This window comes from Streptococcus mitis (assembly GCF_003942795.1).
Classification (GTDB): domain Bacteria; phylum Bacillota; class Bacilli; order Lactobacillales; family Streptococcaceae; genus Streptococcus; species Streptococcus mitis_BJ.
This window is the reverse complement of sequence record NZ_RJNY01000010.1, coordinates 37,965-59,387: the sequence shown is the minus strand read 5'-3', so window position 1 is coordinate 59,387 and position 21,423 is coordinate 37,965. Positions and strand designations below refer to the sequence as shown.

General features: G+C 39.8%; 25 protein-coding genes. 8 read left to right on the top strand and 17 right to left on the bottom strand.

The genetic code is table 11. The features are described 5' to 3' along the window. Positions 1–8: 8 nt before the first annotated feature. Together D8847_RS05880 and blpC are read left to right on the top strand one after the other, a co-directional pair. Positions 9–1,370, top strand: a complete 1,362-nt coding sequence (locus D8847_RS05880; protein ID WP_125840947.1) for a bacteriocin secretion accessory protein — start codon at positions 9–11, stop codon at positions 1,368–1,370. A gap of 56 nt (positions 1,371–1,426) precedes the next feature. After that, the gene (blpC, locus tag D8847_RS05875; RefSeq protein ID WP_125840946.1) at positions 1,427–1,582 is read left to right on the top strand and encodes a quorum-sensing system pheromone BlpC; all 156 of its coding nucleotides are present in this window, start codon (positions 1,427–1,429) and stop codon (positions 1,580–1,582) included. A gap of 42 nt (positions 1,583–1,624) precedes the next feature. Here the strand turns inward: blpC and D8847_RS05870 are convergent, their stop codons facing one another. Genes D8847_RS05870 through D8847_RS05860 form a run of 3 tightly spaced genes read right to left on the bottom strand, consistent with a single transcriptional unit; the run spans position 1,625 to position 4,059 of the window. Continuing rightward, positions 1,625–2,965, bottom strand: coding sequence for a sensor histidine kinase (locus D8847_RS05870; RefSeq protein WP_125840945.1), 1,341 nt, complete (start codon positions 2,963–2,965; stop codon positions 1,625–1,627). 13 nt (positions 2,966–2,978) lie between these two features. Next, positions 2,979–3,716, bottom strand: a complete 738-nt coding sequence (locus tag D8847_RS05865; RefSeq protein WP_125840944.1) for a response regulator transcription factor — start codon at positions 3,714–3,716, stop codon at positions 2,979–2,981. Positions 3,717–3,720: 4 nt separating this feature from the next. After that, the gene (locus tag D8847_RS05860; protein ID WP_125840943.1) at positions 3,721–4,059 is read right to left on the bottom strand and encodes a LytTR family DNA-binding domain-containing protein; all 339 of its coding nucleotides are present in this window, start codon (positions 4,057–4,059) and stop codon (positions 3,721–3,723) included. A 280-nt stretch (positions 4,060–4,339) separates the two neighbouring features. Here D8847_RS05860 and D8847_RS05855 point away from each other — a divergent pair, with 280 nt between their 5' ends. Continuing rightward, positions 4,340–4,669: a helicase BlpT gene (locus D8847_RS05855; protein WP_125840942.1), complete on the top strand. Its 330-nt coding sequence runs from the start codon at positions 4,340–4,342 to the stop codon at positions 4,667–4,669. Positions 4,670–4,817: 148 nt separating this feature from the next. Here D8847_RS05855 and D8847_RS05850 read toward each other — a convergent pair whose 3' ends face one another. Next, a complete protein-coding gene (locus tag D8847_RS05850; RefSeq protein ID WP_125840941.1) occupies positions 4,818–5,867 on the bottom strand; it encodes an ABC transporter permease in 1,050 nt (349 codons plus the stop codon). Further along, on the bottom strand, positions 5,864–6,595 hold the full coding sequence (locus tag D8847_RS05845) for an ABC transporter ATP-binding protein (protein ID WP_125840940.1): 732 nt from the start codon (positions 6,593–6,595) through the stop codon (positions 5,864–5,866). Before D8847_RS05845 ends, D8847_RS05850 begins: the two co-directional genes overlap by 4 nt. A 67-nt stretch (positions 6,596–6,662) precedes the next feature. Here D8847_RS05845 and D8847_RS05840 point away from each other — a divergent pair, with 67 nt between their 5' ends. The 3 genes from D8847_RS05840 to D8847_RS05830 all read left to right on the top strand — a co-directional run bounded on the left by D8847_RS05840 (position 6,663) and on the right by D8847_RS05830 (position 8,084). Further along, positions 6,663–7,073 (top strand): HIT family protein, encoded by a 411-nt coding sequence (locus D8847_RS05840; protein ID WP_001278307.1) that lies wholly within the window; start codon positions 6,663–6,665, stop codon positions 7,071–7,073. Positions 7,074–7,082: 9 nt separating this feature from the next. Beyond that, on the top strand, positions 7,083–7,361 hold the full coding sequence (locus tag D8847_RS05835; protein ID WP_000777745.1) for a hypothetical protein: 279 nt from the start codon (positions 7,083–7,085) through the stop codon (positions 7,359–7,361). Between the two features lie 63 nt (positions 7,362–7,424). Continuing rightward, complete coding sequence (locus D8847_RS05830; RefSeq protein ID WP_125840939.1) at positions 7,425–8,084, top strand: hypothetical protein; 660 nt, start codon at positions 7,425–7,427, stop codon at positions 8,082–8,084. 76 nt (positions 8,085–8,160) lie between these two features. Here the strand turns inward: D8847_RS05830 and dnaJ are convergent, their stop codons facing one another. The 12 genes from dnaJ to D8847_RS05770 form a co-directional block, all read right to left on the bottom strand. Further along, positions 8,161–9,297 carry a molecular chaperone DnaJ gene (gene dnaJ, locus D8847_RS05825; protein WP_125840938.1) on the bottom strand — a complete coding sequence of 379 codons (1,137 nt, stop codon included), beginning with the start codon at positions 9,295–9,297 and terminating at the stop codon, positions 8,161–8,163. A gap of 158 nt (positions 9,298–9,455) precedes the next feature. Beyond that, positions 9,456–10,088, bottom strand: a complete 633-nt coding sequence (locus D8847_RS05820; protein WP_125840937.1) for a DJ-1/PfpI family protein — start codon at positions 10,086–10,088, stop codon at positions 9,456–9,458. Between the two features lie 378 nt (positions 10,089–10,466). Beyond that, positions 10,467–12,290: a molecular chaperone DnaK gene (gene dnaK, locus D8847_RS05815; protein ID WP_033605565.1), complete on the bottom strand. Its 1,824-nt coding sequence runs from the start codon at positions 12,288–12,290 to the stop codon at positions 10,467–10,469. Between the two features lie 385 nt (positions 12,291–12,675). Next, positions 12,676–13,191 carry a nucleotide exchange factor GrpE gene (gene grpE / locus D8847_RS05810; RefSeq protein ID WP_125840936.1) on the bottom strand — a complete coding sequence of 172 codons (516 nt, stop codon included), beginning with the start codon at positions 13,189–13,191 and terminating at the stop codon, positions 12,676–12,678. Between the two features lie 26 nt (positions 13,192–13,217). Then, positions 13,218–14,252 carry a heat-inducible transcriptional repressor HrcA gene (gene hrcA, locus D8847_RS05805; RefSeq protein WP_125840935.1) on the bottom strand — a complete coding sequence of 345 codons (1,035 nt, stop codon included), beginning with the start codon at positions 14,250–14,252 and terminating at the stop codon, positions 13,218–13,220. A gap of 160 nt (positions 14,253–14,412) precedes the next feature. Beyond that, on the bottom strand, positions 14,413–14,925 hold the full coding sequence (locus D8847_RS05800; protein ID WP_001086359.1) for a DUF2812 domain-containing protein: 513 nt from the start codon (positions 14,923–14,925) through the stop codon (positions 14,413–14,415). 34 nt (positions 14,926–14,959) lie between these two features. Further along, positions 14,960–15,535 (bottom strand): DUF2812 domain-containing protein, encoded by a 576-nt coding sequence (locus D8847_RS05795; protein WP_000412257.1) that lies wholly within the window; start codon positions 15,533–15,535, stop codon positions 14,960–14,962. After that, a complete protein-coding gene (locus D8847_RS05790; protein WP_000423981.1) occupies positions 15,535–15,855 on the bottom strand; it encodes a PadR family transcriptional regulator in 321 nt (106 codons plus the stop codon). Before D8847_RS05790 ends, D8847_RS05795 begins: the two co-directional genes overlap by 1 nt. A gap of 112 nt (positions 15,856–15,967) precedes the next feature. After that, positions 15,968–17,314 (bottom strand): type I glutamate--ammonia ligase, encoded by a 1,347-nt coding sequence (gene glnA, locus D8847_RS05785; protein WP_001122885.1) that lies wholly within the window; start codon positions 17,312–17,314, stop codon positions 15,968–15,970. Between the two features lie 36 nt (positions 17,315–17,350). Next, positions 17,351–17,707, bottom strand: a complete 357-nt coding sequence (glnR, locus tag D8847_RS05780; protein WP_000664333.1) for a transcriptional repressor GlnR — start codon at positions 17,705–17,707, stop codon at positions 17,351–17,353. 76 nt (positions 17,708–17,783) lie between these two features. Continuing rightward, positions 17,784–18,311 (bottom strand): FUSC family protein, encoded by a 528-nt coding sequence (locus tag D8847_RS05775; RefSeq protein WP_007519247.1) that lies wholly within the window; start codon positions 18,309–18,311, stop codon positions 17,784–17,786. A gap of 135 nt (positions 18,312–18,446) precedes the next feature. Continuing rightward, positions 18,447–19,646, bottom strand: a complete 1,200-nt coding sequence (locus D8847_RS05770; protein ID WP_001096771.1) for a phosphoglycerate kinase — start codon at positions 19,644–19,646, stop codon at positions 18,447–18,449. A gap of 353 nt (positions 19,647–19,999) precedes the next feature. Here D8847_RS05770 and D8847_RS05765 point away from each other — a divergent pair, with 353 nt between their 5' ends. Next, a complete protein-coding gene (locus tag D8847_RS05765; protein WP_125840934.1) occupies positions 20,000–20,926 on the top strand; it encodes a helix-turn-helix transcriptional regulator in 927 nt (308 codons plus the stop codon). 84 nt (positions 20,927–21,010) lie between these two features. Then, positions 21,011–21,379, top strand: a complete 369-nt coding sequence (locus D8847_RS05760) for a nuclear transport factor 2 family protein (RefSeq protein ID WP_125840933.1) — start codon at positions 21,011–21,013, stop codon at positions 21,377–21,379. The last annotated feature ends 44 nt before the right edge of the window (positions 21,380–21,423 follow it).

Here is a 21,423-nt window from a genome sequence, read left to right as displayed (position 1 = left end):
AGAATGTTATGAATCCTAATCTTTTTAGAAGCGTCGAGTTTTATCAGAGACGTTACCATAATTATGCGACAGTATTAATCATACCACTTTCATTACTGTTTACTTTCATCGTGATTTTCTCCCTTGTTGCTACAAAAGAGATTACTGTTACATCGCAAGGAGAAGTCACTCCTACAAGTGTCATTGCATCCATTCAGTCAACCAGTGATAATACTATCTTAGCTAATCATTTAGTGGCAAATCAAGTAGTTGAAAAAGGTGACTTACTCATCAAATACTCTGAAACAATGGAAGAGAGCCAGAAAACTGCCTTAGAAACTCAATTACAAAGACTTGAGAAGCAAAAAGAAGGACTTGGAATTTTGAAACAAAGCTTAGAAAAAAATACCGATCTTTTTTCTGGTGAGGATGAGTTTGGCTACTATAATACCTTTATGAATTTTACTAAACAAGCTCATGATATTGAACTAGGTATCTCAAAGACTAACACTGAGGTTGCAAATCAAGCCAACCTTGCCAATAGCAGTTCATCAGCTATTGAACAAGAAATCACAAGAGTTCAACAACAAATTGGAGAATACCAGGAGCTGAGAGATGCTATCATAAACAAAAGAGCACGCTTACCGACTGGCAATCCACACCAGTCAATTTTGAATCGTTATCTTGTAGCCTCTCAAGAACAAACACAAGAAACTGCAGATGAGCCATTTTTATCTCAAATCAATCAAAGTATTGCAAATCTTGAATCATCTATCGCAAGTCTCAAAATTCAGCAAGCTGGTATCGGAAGTGTAGCAACTTATGATAATAGTTTAGCAACCAAAATTGAAGTACTCCGCACTCAGTTTTTACAGACAGCTTCTCAGCAACAACTAACCGTGGAGAATCAATTAACAGAATTAAAAGTACAACTAGATCAAGCGACACAGCGCTTGGAAAACAATACCTTAACCGCTCCAAGTAAAGGTATCGTTCATCTGAACAGCGAATTTGAAGGTAAAAATAGAATTCCAACTGGTACAGAAATTGCTCAAATATTTCCTCTCATCACAGATACAAGAGAAGTACTAATCACTTACTACGTATCATCTGACTATCTCCCCTTACTAGATAAAGGACAAACTGTAAGATTAAAACTTGAGAAGATTGGAAATCACGGCGTTACTATCATCGGCCAACTTCAGACAATTGATCAAACTCCCACCAGAACAGAGCAAGGTAATCTCTTTAAATTAACCGCTCTTGCAAAACTATCTAATGAGGATAGTAAACTCATCCAATACGGCTTACAAGGTCGCGTCACTAGTGTAACTGCAAAGAAAACATATTTTGATTATTTCAAAGATAAAATTTTAACACATTCTAATTAATTTTCTGATAACACTCTATAACTATTTATTATCTTATAAAACAGGAGAATCATAACATGGATAAGAAACAAAACCTAACTTCATTTCAAGAATTAACAACTACTGAACTCAATCAAATTACAGGTGGAGGATGGTGGGAAGATTTCTTGTATAGCCTTAATATAATTAAGTATAACAATACGAAAGGACTTCATCAGCCAATACTACTATAAAAAAACAAGACCAAGAGAAAAGCTCTCTAGGTCTTATTTTTATCATTCTGTATGTATCATAGTAAGCATCTGACGAAAGACTTGATTTTGACAGGTGGTATTGAGACTGGTATTGGGATGACTTTCGACAATCTTCATAACGGTATAGAGACCAACACCTCGCTCCTCCCCTTTTGAACTAACTCCAAAAGAGAAGATTTCAGAAATATCGATGCCTTCTTCTTTGATAGAATTTTCGATGATAAAGGTCTCCTGTTCTCCATTTTTTAAAAAAGCGATTGAAACATGAGGTTGACTGGCCTCTGCACTGGCTTCAATGGCATTGTCACAAAGGATAGATACGATGGTTAAAAAATCAAGCAGACTCATACTCTCGACTTGAATCTCCTCAGGAACTTCGACATTAAAGACAATATCCCTTTCTCTGGCTTTTATAAATTTTCCTGCTAAGAGACTTTTGAGGGCACGGTCTCGAATATTCACCAATCGGCCCAGGTCATATTTATTGTCCTGCAATTTCTGACTAGAATCCTTTAAGACCGAGTCGTAGACCTCTTTTATCTGCTCCATATTCTCCTCTTCAATCCCCAGACGTAAACTGGTCAAGAGGTTGGTATAATCATGACGAAAGCTCCGAACTTCCTTGTAAAGTTCCTCTATATGCCGACTATAACGTTCCATATCTCTGTATCGCAAGTCCTGCTCTTGGTTCAGTCTCTCATGAAGTTTGTCCTTCAAATAGGTATCTAATTTCTTGATAACCCCCATAAAAAAGAGCAAGTAAAACACTAGGATCAGATGACGAACAGTCGTTGATTGGATACCTTGTTCATATTCAAAGTAAGACAGATTTTGTATCACTAGATAGTAAGCTCCCATTACCCAGTTAATCTTAGTAAGGGACTTTTGAAAATCTTTATCGAGAATCTCCTTTCTCAACTTAGTGAAATCATAGCCCAACCATTTCAAAAAAGCTAGAGAAATGAAGAAATTGAAAATTATTATACATAACCCAGTAAATGAGTAGCCATCATATACTTGCCCTTGTCCCAAAAATGGAAGCACAAAATAGGAGACTCCTCTATAAAAGAGATTCACCAATATCATTGGAAAGAGACCATAAAAGAAAAGGAGTTTTTTAGGAAGCCCTCTTAACAATAAGAAAGATAAACCTATGCCGTACAAGGGGTCCACAAAATAAGATAGGTAATCATTTCCTACTATATAGCTAATCATTACAAAAACAGCTGCCAAAAGTATCTTAAAAAGAAAAGCCTTAAAAATCCTCTCGAAAGTGAGACCAATTCCATCTACCTTAAAGAAAATGACAATTTCTAGCCCATTAGTAATAAGTGTATACAACAATATCCAAGCAATATTCATAAACTCTCCTAGCTCAGTGTAAGTTATTAATAGCCTCAGACACTTCCCTGACCTTATAACGCGCGATTAGACAGCTTCCACCATTGGGAAAGAAAAGGAGTTTTTCTTTCTTATCAAAATGAACCACATTGGCAGGATTGATGAGAAAAGAGCGGTGGCACTGCAAGAGACGAGGTTCCTGTTTGAGAACCTCCTCTAGGCTCGCCGTAAATTCCAGCCTATCCGTCTTGGTATAGAGAATAACACGATGGGCTCTGGACGACGTTTCGAGATAGTAAACCTCTTTAAAAGGATACTGGAATTGGGCGAATTTTGATTTAAAGTAAAAGCAATTTTCCGCCAGACTTTTACTATCTTGACTATTGGCATAGAGAAGGGCTGACTCGATACGAGATTCAAACTCCTCTGCCGAAAGGGACTTATCAATGTAGTCCAAAGCTGACACTTGATAGCGAAAGGACAAGGGCATAAACTCTGAGTGAGTTGTCACAAAGACAATCAGGGCATAGGGGTCCCGATCCCGAATCTTTCTAGCCACCTCTAGACCCTTCATCTCTTCGTTTCGAATCTCAATGTCCAAAAAGAATAGCTGATGCGCCCCCTTCTCATGTACCTCTGTCAGCAGTTGGTCTGGCTTGCCAAAAACTTCAAAAGAGCTGGGAATGATACGATATTCTTTCAAGAGTTTCTCTATCGTCGTTTCAATCCTAGCTTGTTGGGAAAAGTCATCTTCTAAAACAAATATTCTCATCTTCTTACTCTCCTTGTTTCAACCATTTTTGGCGAATGTCTCTATAGCGACGTCTGGCATACTGAACAGCATATCGACCTTCTTCCCCTAGAAAGAGGGTCTTTGATTGGATATCCATGGATTTTACTCGTTCAAGGTTGACCAGACAATTTCGATGACATCTCGTCAAGGTTTCCCCATATTGTTTCTCAAGATTGCTTAAATTTTGAAACAGATCAAAGCTAGCGTCTTCTGTAACAATCTGCACGGTATGGGCTTTACTTGGATGCGTTTGGATATAGTAGATATCCTTTATGTTTAATTTGAAAATTTCTTTCTCTTTTTGGATGATGATATAGTTCATGGATAAAACCTCCTAAAGAGAGGATACCATAAGTCTAGAATCCATTTTTTGCCAAATCCTAAACGGTTCTTAAAAATTCCTAAAGTGTCGAAGCTTTTACAAATTGACTATGATAACCTTACAACCATTTTATCATAAAATCCCGCTATTACCATTCAGGAAATTTCAATGACAATTAAAGATTTAAAGCTGAAAAAGGAGATAAAAGTGATAGACTGGCAGTATCAAAAAAACAGTTGCTAGAAACAAGACTAGCACCCAGATTAAAGGAGAAATTCTCATGACAGATACAGAACCTATCAAAAGAGCTCAGACTTTGATTACTGAGTTAAACAAAGCCTATCAAGCATGCAAACAGGCAACAGCTGACGATGTCTGCTTTCAGGAGCAACTGAACAATATCCTCCGCTTTCTCTCTAAAGCTGAGACAGTGGATAATCGATTCTTGATTGAGCTGGAAACATTTTACCAGACTTCCAGTCTTCTCATGGGCCTCAGTGCTCTCGATCCAGATGCTCCTACTCGTGCTGCTTGGCGGGCCTATGACCGTTTTCACTTTGACCAAGTCAAGACTAAGTTGAGTCTCTACGGGCCAACCATTATCTTGTAGAAAATAAAAGAAGCTGAGACAGAACTCAACTTCTTTTTTAGTATCATATAAGCAATGTTATACTCAATGAAAATCAAAGAGCAAACTAGGAAGCTAGCCGCAGGTTGCAGATAAAGCTGACGTAGTTTGAAGAGATTTTCGAAGAGTATTAGTCCTGCATCTGACGTTTCACCTGATAAGGGAGATACAAGATTTGCAGGACCAGTCCAGCTCCAAGCAGGGCTAGAAGAGCTAGTTTTTCTTGGAGGGTAATCAAACCAACTATCAGCTGAACCAATAAAACAAAACCTGTCAATCCTCGGATAACTTCCTGTAGTCCCTTCTCTTTCTCCCCTTTTTCTAGTGGAAAGAGCTGAGTCAAGTACTGGTAGTCAAAGGCATGATAGAGGGCCAGTAACTGAAAGAGCAGGAGATAGTTAAATAAAACTACTACTGCTGTCGCGATCCAAGCTTGCTCAATAAAGATCACAGCTAACAAGGATAGGAATAGGAGGCGGAGACTGAGGGCAAAGAGGTCTCCATTTCGCAAGTAAGAACGAAGATAGAGATTTTGCCAAATCTTGCTCGGCACTTTCTGAACTGCTTTAAGGATAAAATCCAGATAAGCGCGACGTTTGACACTATTTGAAACGCCCTTAACCTGAGTAAAGAGAGCAAAGAAACGAAGCAAAACTTGCTTGCGTTTGCTTTCTTGGGAGATCACATAGTCCCAGTCAAGCCCAGTCTCTGTAAAAAATTTACTGGATTTTCGGCGAAAGAGGAAGCACTTTACTGCTCCCAATAAAAGCACATAGATGAAAAAAACTGGCAAGCCATAACCCATGGCTAAAAATAAGGGCGCAAATAAAAGCAAGAAAAGGGTTTGGACAAAGAGCCAAAAGACCAGTGAGCGCATCGTCTGCCCTTTGAGGTGAGACTTAACCTCCTCTTCACTGACTAAGAGAAAGAGCTTGTCAGGTCCTTCCATGTAGGTCGCGATTCCTCCCCAAGCTAAAAGCAAGGCAGATACAATCCCTAAAAACAAGAGGATGGGCCAATGATTTTCAGGAAAATCTTGCAAGAGTTGACTGTACTGGTAAGCTAGAAAACCGATGAGAACTAGCAGGAACAAGACAAAGTGGTCATTGAGAACATAACGCAGATAACCGACACACTCTTTACGAAAAGCCTGCTTTCGCTTTAAAAATAAGTCTTTCATAGCTCCTCCTCTTTGGTCAGAGCCAAGTAAATATCATTCAAACTAGCTTCAGGCATGGCAAAGGCTTCACGGAGTTGCTGGAGGTTCCCCTGAGCCCGCACCTCCCCCTTGTGGAGAATAACAAAGGCGTCACACATCTTCTCCGCCGAATCTAGCACGTGGGTACTCATGAGGATAGACTTGCCTTTTTGCTTTTCCACTTCCAAAAGCTGAATCAAGTCAGAAATAGCCAGCGGATCGAGCCCAAGGAAAGGCTCATCAACGATGAAAAGACTCGGATCCACCACAAAGGCACAGATAATCATGACCTTCTGCTTCATCCCTTTGGAGAAATGCACTGGAAACCAGTCTAATTTTTGATCCAAACGAAACATTTTTAACAAAGGTTCCACACGATCAAAAGCCACTTTTTGCTCAATACCATAGGCCATGGCAACCGTCTCGATATGCTCTCTGAGAGTCAATTCCTCATACAGACTAGGCGTTTCTGGGATAGACCCAATCTGCTTGCGATAGTTGGTTGCATCTTCTCGCAGGGTGAGACCGTTAATCTTGATTTCCCCACTGTAAGGTGTCAACAGACCAATAATCTCATTGATTGTCGTTGATTTCCCAGCACCATTGAGACCAATCAAACCGACCAACTGCCCACTTTCAACTGTAAAGGACACATCTTTCAAGACAGGAACGTGAACATAGCCTCCTGTCAGGTTTTTAATTTCTAACATATTTTCTCCGAATCTGGTATAATGTAGCTATATTATATCAAAATTCAATACAGTAGAGGTGGATTTTATGTCAGATTGCATTTTTTGTAAGATCATCGCAGGGGAGATTCCTGCTTCAAAAGTATACGAGGATGAGCAGGTTCTTGCCTTCCTTGATATCTCTCAAGTAACGCCTGGACACACCCTCATTGTACCAAAAGAGCACTATCGCAATCTTTTAGAAATGGATGCTGCGAGTGCCAGCCAACTCTTTGCACAAGTGCCAACAGTGGCTCAAAAAGTCATGAAGGCTACCAAAGCTGTCGGCATGAATATCATTGCCAACTGCGAGGAAATTGCTGGTCAAACGGTCTTTCATACTCACGTGCACCTCGTACCTCGCTACAGTGCAGAAGACGACCTCAAGATTGACTTTATTGCCCACGAACCAGACTTTGACAAACTTGCCCAAGTCGCTGAAACCATTAAAAACGCTTAAGGAGATGCCATGAAACTATCCAATCTATTGCTATTTGCAGGAGCTGCAGCTGGAAGTTATTTTGTCGTGAAAAATCGCCAAGCCATTCAGGATGAAGTGCTAGATACAACTGACCGCGTCCAAGCTATCAAGGATGATTTGGATATCATCCAAAACAGCCTACAAATCATCGACCAACAAAAAGCCCTTATCAAGGAATACCAAAAAGATTTGACCTACAAGTTCAAAGTCTTGGAAAAAGATTTCCAAACCAGAATGGCGGTCCTCCAAGAAGAAAAACAAGAATAAGAAAGCCTCCAACTTTCCTTAAATCCATTTTGGATTACTAGATTTGAACAGAAAAGGGAGGGAATGAAAATGAAACAGTCTTTAAAAGTTCTAGCGAAGGTCATCGCGATCCCTTGCGGCTGCCTCTGCCTTCTTGTAGCCTTGGCATTTCTACTAGTGGTCAATCTTTTCAAAGCTTCACCGAGTGACATCCGTGAGGGAAATGAAGCCTTAAAACAAATCTTTATCTCCCTTGACATGTCTCCTGAGAAAGTAGAATCAGATGGACACTATCAATACGAGGGTGGAGGCCTAGATTTTTATGTTACTTTCTCAGACGAGGTCATCAATAGTCACCCCGTCCTAAAAGAAAGTCCAAAACTCACCAAAAACCGACTGGAAGTCTATGTCCTACAGGCAGGGGATATTTCATACTATAAGGTAGGAGACAACTTGTTCAATCACGGTTTAATACAATTTTTAGAGGAGGAGGGCGAGAAGTATTTCCAAGAAAAAGGAAAGAAATCAAAATCTTCTTACACAATTCTAAATTGGAAAGATCAGGAAAGTCTTAAAAAGGGAATTGCATTCTATGAAAAAGCTTTGACCTTAGTGGATATTCAGGATAATTCGGCGATCAAACATATCGATACTGTCACTGTGAAACCTGGTAAAGAAGCGGAACTTAAGCAACTCATTCAGGAGATGGATGCAGCTGGCTTGCTCACTCAAAAGTATAAATAGTAGACTAACTGGAAAATGATTTTTCGACACTAAATTTTCAATGGTAACAAAAAAGAGCCAATCGGCTCTTTTTGTTTTATTCTCCTTCAAAGGCATCTTTTATATGGTCAAAGAAGCCTTTTTTCTTTGGATTGACTTTCAAGTCACCTGCAGCCGCAAACTCTTTAAGGGCTGCTTTTTGGCGGTCGTTCAAATCTGTCGGAGTCACGACATTAACAGTCACGTATTGGTCACCAACGGCACCGCCACGAAGGCTCGGTGCTCCCTTACCACGTAGACGGAATTTCTTGCCAGTCTGAGTTCCTTCTGGGATGACCAATTCAACATCACCATGCACGGTTGGAATTTCCACAGTATCACCAAGAGCTGCTTGGACAAAGTTGAGGTTCAGATTGTAGAAGATAGTCGTTCCTTCACGTTCAAACTTATCACTAGCTTCTACTGAAACCACCACATACAAGTCACCATAAGGTCCACCGTTAAAGCCTGCTTCACCTTGACCCGCTAGGCGGATTTGTTGGCCTGTTTCCACACCAGCAGGGATCTTCACATGTACGCTATGAGCTTGTTTTTCATGACCTGTTCCGTGACAAGTTGTACATGGGTCTTTGATCTCTTTTCCGCGACCATGACAGACATCACAGGTTACTTGGCGACGCATCATACCAAGCGGAGTCTGTGTATCGACGTTAATAACACCAGCGCCATGACAGCGTCCACAAGTGACTGGACTTGTCCCTGGCTTAGCACCAGATCCATTACATGTACGACAGCTGGCTTCACGATTGTATTTAACTTCCTTTTCTGTTCCGAAGATAGCTTCTTCAAAGGTCAAGTTCACACGATACTGGAGGTCATCCCCTTGACGAGGAGCGTTTGGATTGCGCGAAGCTCCGCCTCCACCGAAGAAACTTGAGAAAATATCCTCAAAACCACCGAAGCCACCTGCTCCGTCAAAGCCGCCAAAACCACCGGCACCACCAAAGCCACCGTTGGCACCCGCAGCACCATACTGGTCGTAGGCTGCACGTTTTTGGTCGTCACTCAAAGTCTCATAGGCTTCTTGAACTTCCTTGTACTTTTCCTCAGCACCAGGTTCCTTGTTGATATCTGGGTGGTATTTTTTGGAAAGCTTACGATAAGCCTTTTTGATCTCGTCTGCCGAAGCGTTTTTTGACACCCCCAGACGATCATAAAATTCAGTATTGTTCATAATTCAAGATACAAAGGGCGTCAAACGGACACAGTCAAAATAGGAGTTTTGACGACGGACGCTTCGTCCTAGAAAAAACTATCTTTTTGACACAGTCCGTAGCCCGTGTTCAGTTACTCGAACACCCTTATTCCTTTCTATAATTTATAAATAAATCATTAGAGGGTATTGTCTATACTCTGCTTCACTTCATCAAACTCCTTGTCCGATAGAGTAAAAATCAAGTCCTCTTCTGAATATTCGTTCTGTTCTTTAAAATAGTTATCAGTATTTTCTGCCAAACCTAGACCAAGAATCACTTTTCTTGCAAACTCTTGATGAGCAAAACCGATAGCCGTAATGATTTGTTTATCTTGCAAAACCAGTTTGGGTTGGAAATTCTCACGTGGAAGAAATTCAAAATAGTCAAAGAAGTTTTGCCAAATTCCACCTGTAAATTTCGTGTCCTTCAACAGACCTGCTTTCGCTAATAAAATGGGCGCAGAAGAAATTGCTGTAATTAAGATATCCTGCTCACCGAGCTCTCTCAAAAAAGAATTTAATTTTTCATCCTGTAGAGCAGGCCCTATATTTACCATTCCTGGTAAAATGATACAAGAATACTCTTCTATACAGATTTGATCCAATGTTTTTGTAGGTAAACAAGGTAAGCCATCCTCAGATATAACTATCGAATAATCTGAAGCGACATAATCAATCGTGATGTCAAAAGACAGAGCTAAAGTACTTGTTAAAGCGGTTATCTCATAAAGGGAGAAATTAGGATAAATGACACAAAGTACTTTTTTCATAAGCTACACCCTCTATTTTACCGAAAAACAGAGGCTGGGTTGCAACCTCTGGATTTCTTCTTATACTTACTAGTTCGAGTTTTAAAAATCAAACTAGTAACGCTTAACTGAGTTTCCGCTAAAAACTTCGGAAAAAAGATAAGCCATCTTTTGTGCATCGCACAAGGCGATGGCTTCCTATTTTTCTTTCGTTTTCTTAACGCCTCAACATCTTACCGAATTGAGCACACCCTAACCTCTTGGTGAAAAAGAGACGTAGCTGTTTTCGCTTTAGCGAACTACAGATATGGCTACCTTTAGGTGCAAATCTTCCTAGAAACTAAAGTGTCTGCGTCAGATTTCCTATTTTCACTGTGAGGTTTTAATGGGCTTTGCATCTTATTTTTCAGTAAACTCTCCGTCTACGACGTCATCGCCTGCGTTTCCTGTTGCTTGTGCGCCTTCTGCTCCTGCTTGAGCTTGTTGCGCTGCTGCGGCTTGTTCGTAGAGTTTAACAGCAAGTCCTTGAGCTTTTTCGTTCAATGCTTCGAGTTTTGCTTTCATTTCGTCCAAGTTGTTATCTTCTTGGGCTTTCTTAAGTTCATCAAGGGCAGCTTGGGCAGCATCACGTTCTGCATCAAAGCCTTTTCCTTCAGTTTCCTTGATTGTCTTTTCAGTCGCAAAGATTGCTTGGTCTACTTCGTTACGAAGGTCTACTTCTTCTTTACGTTTCTTATCTGCTTCAGCGTTAGCTTCAGCATCTTTCATCATGCGATCGATTTCTTCGTCTGTCAAACCTGAGTTTGATTGGATAACAATTGTTTGTTCTTTTTGAGTTCCAAGATCTTTGGCCTTAACAGACACGATACCGTTCTTGTCGATGTCAAATGTTACTTCGATTTGAGGAATTCCACGAGGTGCGGCTGGGATATCAGTCAATTGGAAGCGTCCAAGAGTCTTGTTATCAGCTGCCATTGGGCGTTCACCTTGAAGAACGTGGATATCAACAGCTGGTTGGTTGTCTGCTGCAGTTGAGAAGACTTGTGATTTAGATGTTGGGATTGTAGTGTTGCGGTCGATAAGTTTTGTGAAGACACCACCCATTGTTTCGATACCAAGTGACAATGGTGTTACGTCAAGAAGGACAACGTCTTTAACATCACCAGTGATCACACCACCTTGGATAGCAGCACCCATGGCAACTACTTCATCAGGGTTTACTGATTTGTTTGGTTCTTTACCAGTTTCAGCTTTCACAGCTTCTACAACGGCTGGGATACGAGTTGAACCACCAACAAGGATAACTTCGTCGATATCTGACAAGCTCAAACCTGCATCTGAAAGGGCTTGACGAACTGGAACTTTTGTACGCTCTACAAGATCACGAGTCAAATCGTCAAATTTCGCACGAGTCAAGGTCATTTCTAAGTGAAGAGGTCCAGATTCACCAGCAGTGATAAATGGCAAGCTGATTTGAGTTGAAGTTACACCTGAAAGGTCTTTCTTAGCTTTTTCAGCCGCATCTTTCAAACGTTGAAGAGCCATCTTGTCTGTTGATAAGTCAATACCATTTTCTTTCTTGAATTCTGCAATCATGTGATCGATGATTTTTTGGTCAAAGTCGTCACCACCGAGTTTGTTATCCCCTGCAGTCGCCAATACGTCGAAGACACCGTCACCCAATTCAAGGATAGATACGTCGAATGTACCACCACCAAGGTCAAATACCAAGATTTTTTCTTCTTTGTCAGTCTTGTCCAAACCATAAGCAAGAGCTGCTGCAGTTGGTTCGTTGACAATACGTTCTACTTCAAGACCAGCGATTTTACCAGCGTCTTTTGTAGCTTGACGTTGTGCATCGTTGAAGTAAGCAGGAACTGTGATAACAGCTTTGGTTACTTTTTCACCAAGGTAATCTTCCGCATAACCTTTCAAGTATTGAAGGATCATAGCTGAGATTTCTTGTGGAGTATATTCTTTTCCATTTGCAGAAACTTTTTCAGAAGTTCCCATCTTAGATTTGATAGAGATAACTGTATCTGGGTTTGTGACTGCTTGACGTTTTGCAGCATCACCAACAATGATTTCACCGTTTTTGAATGATACTACAGATGGAGTTGTACGGTTTCCTTCTGGGTTTGCGATGATTTTGCTTTCAGTTCCTTCAAGAACTGCAACTGCTGAGTTTGTTGTACCTAAGTCAATACCGATAATTTTAGACATGTGTTTTTCTCCTTAAATTTTAATTCGAATTTTGATTTTTTGATATCCCCCTTAAGTGGTGGGGACGTGAGCAACTCCCTTCGGGATTTCATCACTTATTTTTGAGCCTATTGTCTCAAAAATCCCCTGTTTCAGTAGCAAAAGCTACTGAAACTTTCACCACGGTGGGAAATATCTTCCTTACAAGCCTCCGGCTTGCTTTCTATCTTTCTTTCATAGTTTATTGTCGTTTCGGACAAGTTTTCTATTATGTATGTTGTAACCGTCAGAATTGCCTAATCGAACACGCCCTAAGTTCTGGGTAAAAAAGATAGATTTTCTTGTGTTCATCGAACACTTCGTCAATCTCCTATTTTTACTGTGAGCTTTTTACAGGCTTTGTATCTTAGTTATAAACCACTACCATTGCTGGGCGTAGGATGCGGTCATGGAGTTTGTAGCCTTTTTGGAAGACTTGTGCGATGGTATCTGCTGGGTGTTCATCGTCTGCTGGGAGAGTTTGGATGGCCATGTGATAGTTATGGTCAAATTCGCCGTCAGCTGCGATTTCTTCGATCCCTTCTTCTTTTAAGGCATGTACCAAACTTTCTTGGACCATTTCCAAGCCCTTCTTCACATCATCTGTTAACCCTTCAACGGCAAGTGCACGTTCTAGGTTGTCGAGTGATGGTAAGATTGCTTTTGCTAAGTCCTGGCTACGATAACGTTGCAAGTTTTGACGCTCTTCATTCGCACGACGTTGAATATTCTGCATTTCTGCATGAGCGCGAAGGTATTTGTTTTCGAACTCATCCGCACGTTCATTTGCCAAGTCCAACTCAGACTTCTCAGGAGTTGTTTCTTCAGTTGTTTCCACAACTTCCTCTTCTTTCATTTCTTCGATTTTTTTATCTTGGGCCATTTTCGCCTCCTTTAATAATTACAATTTTAATTTACTTCGTAATGATTACTGCTGAGATAGCGATAAAAATCTGTCAACTTCATGGTCAAAATACGATTGACCACATTGACTTGGTTGACCAATTGCTGGTAATCCAGATTGACCGGACCGATAATCGCTAGAATTCCAAAACCTCGATAAGGAATGAGGAACTTACTGCTAATCACCGCCAAGTCAGCTAGACAAGACTCTTGACTGTCTGCAACACGGACATTTTGCATCTGATCTTCATGCAGACCTTCACGAATCTCCAGAGCCACTTTCTCTGGTTGGTCAAAGAACTGATAGGCCGCTAGATTGGCAAAATTCAAGAGATTGACCTTGCCTGCCACCACAATATTTTCGTTGAACATTTCTTTAAAAATGTGTTCAAAGAGATCCAGGACATTGTCCGTTGTTGTAAAGTAACGCTGGATAATCTGCGGAATCTCCGTCCGAATCTTGTAGTGAATATCTAGAACAGTGTGTCCGAGGAAACGCTCCCGAATGATGCTCTTCAGTTTCAGCAAATCTTCCTGCAAGAAGTTCCTTGGAATCAGAAACTGACTGGTAACCGTTCGCGACTCGTCTAGGGTAAATACTGCCAAGGCCGTATGTTGCCCCAAAACAACGATATCAAAGGCTGTCAACCGTTGCCTACTGGGCTCAACATCCAGTGCTACTACCGTACAGCCACTCAGGTCTGTCAGTAGATTAGCAGCTTCTTGCAGGATATCCTCCAATTTGAAGAATTCCTGATCAAAGGCTTTGACAATCTCATAAACCTCATTTTCGGCCAGTCGATCAAAATCAAGTGAGTGTTTCACATAGTACTGAAAACCAGCAACACTTGGCATTCGACCACTTGAAGTATGAGCCTTCTCAAGCAAACCTTGCTTTTCTAGAGCCGCCATATCATTACGAATGGTAGCACTGCTAGAGTTAATAGACTCTTGCAATGCTTTGGATCCGACAGGTTCGTGCGTTTTGGTAAAGATGTCAATAATCAGATTTAAAATATCCTGCTGACGCTCTGTAACCATCTCATCACTCCTCTCTGTCTGATCAATTAGCACTCGATACACCCAAGTGCTAACTCATGATTCTATTATACACCCTTAGAAGAGAATGTCAAGACAAAAACTTAAAAAATTAGCACTCTTTTGTCAAGAGTGCTAAAAATCAGTCTAAAGACCTAGAATCTTACTTCTCATCTGCTTGGTATTTCCTTTTAAGTCTGTAATATCCATAGATCAGATAAGAAATTAAACAAGCGTATAACAAGAAAATAATAAAGAAAGACCGAGACAAATTTTCTCGATACAAACTCATGCAAACAACAAGACCACCTGAAAAAGTGGCTATACAGGAACGAAGTCTAGACCGCATAACTTCCCATCTGAGACCATTACTCATATAGACTTTCTCCTCTGAAAGTATATCAGAAGTTGGTTTACGAAGAATTGAACAAAAACCTGTTTCTATCAATTCCCAACCGCTATTTCTAAAATCTTGTAGTTCATGCTTATACTTTTTAAGAAATCTAGAATCATAGATATGGTAGATGACATCGTCAGGTTGGCATTGTTCAAAATAGAAAAAACCAAAACGGTTAGTTCTATATCTCCAACCTTTCAAGTGCATCTCATGTAAATATTCTTCCTCCTTGTCCAAATCAACAATGGTGAAAATCCTAAATTGTACTTTGCTATTCATTGTCTTACCTCCAGATTAGAAAACAGGTATTGCTTCATTTATCAGATAATTCTTTCCACTTTTGAAACAATCTCCAAAAAATATAAGAAATCTGAATCGCAAAAACGATCAATAAAACCCAATCTATTATGAAAATCAAAAATACTTCCCAACTGAAATAACCTTTTCCAGTGAGTAACTTTGAGAAAACCAATAGCAGAGCTGAAAATAGAAGCAAAATAGGGAACATTCGCATTATTAAAATCCGCTTGATCATAGCTAACTTCCCGGTCGCATCATTATAAATTTCAAACTCTGCATCCGACTCAATGTTAGAAAGAACCTTTCTAAAGTAGGAAAAACCATTAAAGTCTGTAATATGCTCCCATCCACAATCTTTAAACAGTTGTAAATAGGAAGCTCTCTCTGATTTTTTCATGGGATAAAAATCCAACTGATAAGACACTTGCTCAGGGTGACACTTTTCAAAGGTATACTTAACTGCAAACAATAAGATAGAATAGCTTACTTTCCTAAGTTTCCAGCCCTTAGCATGCATTTTTCTAAGATATAAAGCCTCTCTATCATAATCCGCAATGGTAAAAATTCGGTAAACAATTTTCTTTTCCATCAACCTTCCTCCCGACTGTTTCTGTAGAGCCGCTCAATACGTTTCAATTCAATCTCCAAAACCTTTCGTCCCAAATCTGTTATCTGATAGATTTTCCGCTTTTCCTCTTCGCGGACAAAGGAAATCAAACCATCCTTTTCCATCTTTGACAAGGTACCATACATAGTTCCAGGACTAATCGAAACTTGCGAATCTGTCATCTCCTTGACCTTTTGTGTGATACCATATCCATGGTTCTCCTTCTGTAGACAAAACAAGATATAAAAACCTGTTTCCGTCATTGGAAGGTAAACACGCCTGATTTTATCTGTTAATTCCATTTAATCACACCTCCTATTTAATTCGATATATCGCACCTCGTTATATAAACTATATCACAGTTCGATATAAAATGCAAAAAAAAGATCACCCTAAGGCAATCTTTCTTCTATATTAGTAAAGATCTAAATAATTATCAACTTCCCATTGTGAAACGAAGGTCGCATAGCTAGCCCACTCAATACGTTTGGCTTCAAGGAAGCTAGTGTAAATGTGTTCACCTAGGGCTGCCTTGACCACTTCATCCTCAGTCAAAGCTTTCAAAGCGTTGTGAAGAGTTGATGGAAGATCAGTGATTCCAGCTTCCTTACGCTCTTCTGCTGTCATGATGTAGATATTCTCTTCGATAGGAGCTGGTGCTTCGATTTTGTTTTCAATACCATGCAAACCAACTTCCAAAAGAACAGCCATAGCGATGTATGGGTTTGCCATTGGGTCCACTGAACGCAACTCAAGACGAGTTCCCATACCGCGTGAAGCAGGCACGCGCACAAGTGGCGAACGGTTACGACCAGCCCAAGCAATGTAAACAGGTGCTTCATAACCTGGAACCAAACGTTTGTATGAGTTAACTGTTGGGTTCATGATAGCAGTATAGTTATAAGCATGCTTGATCAAACCACCAAGGAAATGGTAGGCTGTTTCAGACAACTGCATTCCTTTTGGATCATTTGGATCAAAGAAGGCATTATTTCCTTCTGCATCAAACAAGGACATATTACAGTGCATACCTGATCCAGCGATACCAAATTTTGGTTTCGCCATAAAGGTTGCGTAAAGACCATGTTTGCGAGCAATGGTTTTAACAACAAGTTTAAAGATTTGAATCTTGTCACAGGCACGGAGGACTTCATCATACTTGAAGTCAATCTCGTGTTGTCCAACCGCAACCTCGTGGTGACTTGCTTCTACTTCAAATCCCATTTTGGTCAAGACATTCACGATTTCACGACGTGTATTGTCTGCAAGGTCAGTAGGTGCCAAATCAAAGTAGCCACCCTTGTCATTTACCTCAAGAGTTGGATCGCCATTTTCATCGAGCTTAAATAGGAAAAATTCTGGTTCTGGACCAAGGTTGAAGGATTTGAATCCTACTTCTTCCATATGACGAAGTGCACGCTTCAGATTACCACGAGGGTCACCTGCAAAGGGTTCGCCTTCTGTTGTATAGACATCACAGATCAAACCTGCAACACTTCCATTTTCATCTCCCCAAGGGAAGACTGTCCATGTGTCCAAGTCTGGATACAAGTACATATCCGATTCGTTGATACGTACAAAACCTTCAATAGAAGAGCCATCAAACATAGCTTTGTTTGACAAGACCTTATCTAACTGTTCATCTGTAGCAGGAATTTCGACGTTTTTCATGGTTCCCAGAATATCTGAAAACATGAGACGGATAAAGGTAACATTTTTTTCCTTGACTTCACGACGAATATCTGCAGCTGTGATTGGCATGGGTTTTCTCCTTAATATATGACTACTTGCGATTGCCTAACCGCGACCAAAGGGTGACCGTACTGAAGCAAAGCGCCCCTGCTGGAGGAGTTCATTGTGAAGTGCACGACGCACTTCCGTCTGACTCACGGCTTTCTTGGACTTCGCCTCACGTTCAGCATATTTTTTCTTAATCGCAGCAATATTATGACCTTCAGAGATATAATCTTTGATTTCAAGCAGACGATCCATGTCATTCAACGAATACATGCGACGGTTCCCTTCGTTTCGATCAGGTTTGATCAACTCTTGATCTTCATAATAACGAATCTGACGCGCCGATAAATCGGTCAATTTCATAACACTGCCGATAGGAAAAACAGCCATATTTCGGCGAAATTCTCTTTCCTTCATTTACAATTTCCTTCTTTCTGTCTATTATAGTCTAAAAAAAGACAAACGTCAATTGATAATGTCATAAAATGTAACATTATTTTTCTTTTTTCTCTAAAAAGAGATGAATACGATCAATATCATAATTTACGAGAATTGCGACAAAAACTCCCATGAAAGTTTCCGATACACGCGCAAACACGTACAAAATTGTTTCACCGCTCGGTATTGATAGGGTAATGATCAACATAGCTGCTACACCACCAATAACCCCCGATTTATTATTCATGGCCACATTTGTCATAATGGTTAACATAGTGCAGATTGGAACAACCACCAAGGTCACCCAAAAGGCTCCATGAAATAAGGTATTTAAGAGAAAAAAGATAAGGGCGTAGAAGCCACCGATACTATTTCCTAGAATACGTGAAGTTCCAAAATGGACGCTCTTATCAAAACTCTCCCTCAGACTAAAAACTGCTGTCAGAGCACCGATTTGAAGACCTTTCCAGCCAAAAAAACCAAAAATCAAAAGAACTAGAAAAACGGCAATTCCCGTTTTAAAAGTCCGCATACCAAGTTTGAACTGTGACTTATCAAATTTATATTTTTTAAAATAACTCATAATCTCAACTTTCTACTACCATTTTAACATAATTTGGGTGATTTTATGAGTAATAGTTGAGAGGAAGCGTTTTCATTTCAAGTAAAAGAAAAGAGGAACTCTCATCCCTCTCTTCTTTGATTCATTTATAAAATCTTATTTTTCAGTCAAGGCTGCAAGTCCTGGAAGAACCTTACCTTCGAGGAGTTCCATTGATGCTCCACCACCAGTAGAGATCCATGAGAACTTGTCTGCACGGCCAAGGTTAATCGCTGCGGCAGCTGAGTCACCACCACCGATGATTGATTTCACGCCTGGTTGTTTCACGATAGCGTCCATCACACCGATTGTACCAGCTTGGAAGTCTGGGTTTTCAAATACACCCATTGGTCCGTTCCATACAACTGTCTTCGCACCAGTCAATTCTTGATCGAATTTAGCGATAGATTTTGGACCGATATCCAAACCAAGGAATCCAGGATCAACTGCTTCACCTTCAGTATCTTTCACTTCAGTGTAGTCAGCAAATGCGTTTGCTTCTTTTGAGTCAACTGGCAAGATCAATTTGCCGTTTGCTTTTTCAAGAAGAGCTTTCGCAACATCCAATTTGTCTTCTTCTACAAGTGAGTTACCGATTTCGATACCTTGAGCTTTGTAGAATGTGTAAGTCATCCCACCACCGATAAGAACTTTATCAGCTTTTTCAAGCAAGTTTTCGATAACACCGATCTTGTCTGAAACTTTTGAACCACCAAGGATGGCTACGAATGGGCGTTCTGGAGCTTCAACTGCTTCTTGGATGTAGGCAATTTCGTTTTCAAGAAGGAAACCAGCAACAGCTTTTTCAACGTTTGCTGAGATACCAACGTTAGATGCGTGTGCACGGTGAGCTGTACCGAATGCATCGTTTACGAAGATGCCATCTCCAAGAGATGCCCAGTATTTACCAAGTTCAGGATCATTTTTAGATTCTTTCTTGCCGTCAACATCTTCGAAACGAGTGTTTTCAACCAAGAGAACTTGTCCATCTTCAAGAGCGTTAACAGCGGCTTCCAATTCAGCACCACGTGTAACACCTGGGATAAATTTAACTTCTTGTCCCAATTTAGCAGCCAAGTCAGCAGCTACAGGAGCAAGTGATTTACCTTCTTTGTCTGCTTCTTCTTTTACACGTCCAAGGTGAGAGAAGAGGATTGCACGTCCACCTTGTTCAAGGATGTACTTGATAGTTGGAAGAGCTGCAGTGATACGGTTGTCATTGGTAATCACGCCATCTTTAACAGGTACGTTGAAGTCAACACGAACGAGAACTTTTTTCCCTTTCAAGTCAACGTCTTTAACAGTCAATTTTGCCATTAGATATGACTCCTTCTTTTTTTATACGTGTTAATTATATCACAAAATCAGTAAAAGAGATAGAAAAACCCTAAACTTTTCTTGTTCATTCTTCTATCTATTAACCTAAAAACCTAGGATTGCAGTGCGGGAAATAGTAATCTTCACATAATTCGGTTGGAATAATTTAGGCAAATTTATTGATTAATCTGCCTAATTACTTCTATACTATCCTTTTTCTAAGATTTTAATCCTTAATATTCTAAACTCTACAGTCCTTCTTTTTGAATTGCTAGGTTTCTTGTTATACAATATAACTAAAATAGTTTCTTCAGTTTGTGCTATTTGAAATTAAAAGAAGGGGANTTGCTACCATGAAATTAGAAAGACTAATCTATATTTTACTGTCTCTTTTAAATAAGAAGAGAATAACAGCTAAAGAGATTGCAGAGAGGTTTGAAATATCTACTCGAACTGTATATAGAGACATGGATACACTCAGTTTAGCGGGGATCCCAAACTATTCGGAACGTGGAGATAAGGGAGGTTTCTATATACCAAGCGACTATAAGATAGACAGAAACTTTTTCACTGAGGAAGAGAGACAGTTTATCATTAATATGAGCCAAAATGTTAGTAAAATCGTTGGTCATTCAAGTCTTGACAGTATCGAGCACAAGCTGTCTTCTCAAGAAATTACAAGAGCAAACAGTCCTTTTTACTTTGATCTCAGTTCCTGGACTCTTAATACAAATTTTTTACTAGAAATTGAGGAAGCAATACAAACTGAACAGATGATTTCTTTTTCTTACTATTCGAAAAAACAAGAGAAAAGTCAGCGAACAATTATCCCATACAGATTGATCTATAAACTGAATACTTGGTATGTTATCGGTTACTGCTTAGAAAAATTAGATTTTCGTATTTTTAAATTAACTCGAATTCGAGAACTAGAACCAGTGGAGATAAAAGATAAATCATTCGATTATCCACGTTTATCTCAAGAAAAGTTAGAGCTTTTTTTAAATCCCCCAAAACATAAAGTGGAGGGGCAAAGAGAAGAAATCGAACTAGTTTTTACAAGATTTGCACTTCCAAAAATCTACGATCACTTCACGGAAGAAGAAATCAGAGTCGAGGACGAAATAATAAAAGTTCAGGCATTCAGAGCTTTAACTCCTGCATTTTTTGATTTACTCTTAAGCTTTGGTTATCAAGTAAAGGTCGTATCTCCAAGTCACTTACAAAATCTACTGGTCAGTACTCTCAAAAAAAATCTTCAGCAATATGACAACCTGTAGTCATATTTCCTTTTGTATACTCTTAAGTGGGCAAAATATTTCGTGATATTCATCATAGCCCAATTATTTTACAGGAGGTTCCAAATGGATACAAAAACACTTGCAGAAAGCTATTTTACGGCAGTAAATGAGGGAGGCTGGGAAGGTTTCGTAGCTGAAAACTTTGATTATGGCATGTGCGATAGTATAGAAATTCGACAAGGACGTGATGTTTATTTGCAAGGCGCAGGCCAATTCTATGCTTTGAGCCAGCATCTTGAAGTGAAGCAATTACTTGTTGATAGTCGAACAGTCTCAGCTTTAAATCGCTACCGTCTACATTCTCCTCAAGGAAAAGAACTAGAACTGGATGTCGCAGAATTTCTGAAATTCAATGAATTTGATAAATTAGTTGCATCCAATATTTATTTCGACACTTATCGTTTCCAAAAATTTATCCAAGGAATTGAATAACAAAAATCTAGCTTCAAATTTACTCTTCAATTTCAAAACTAAAA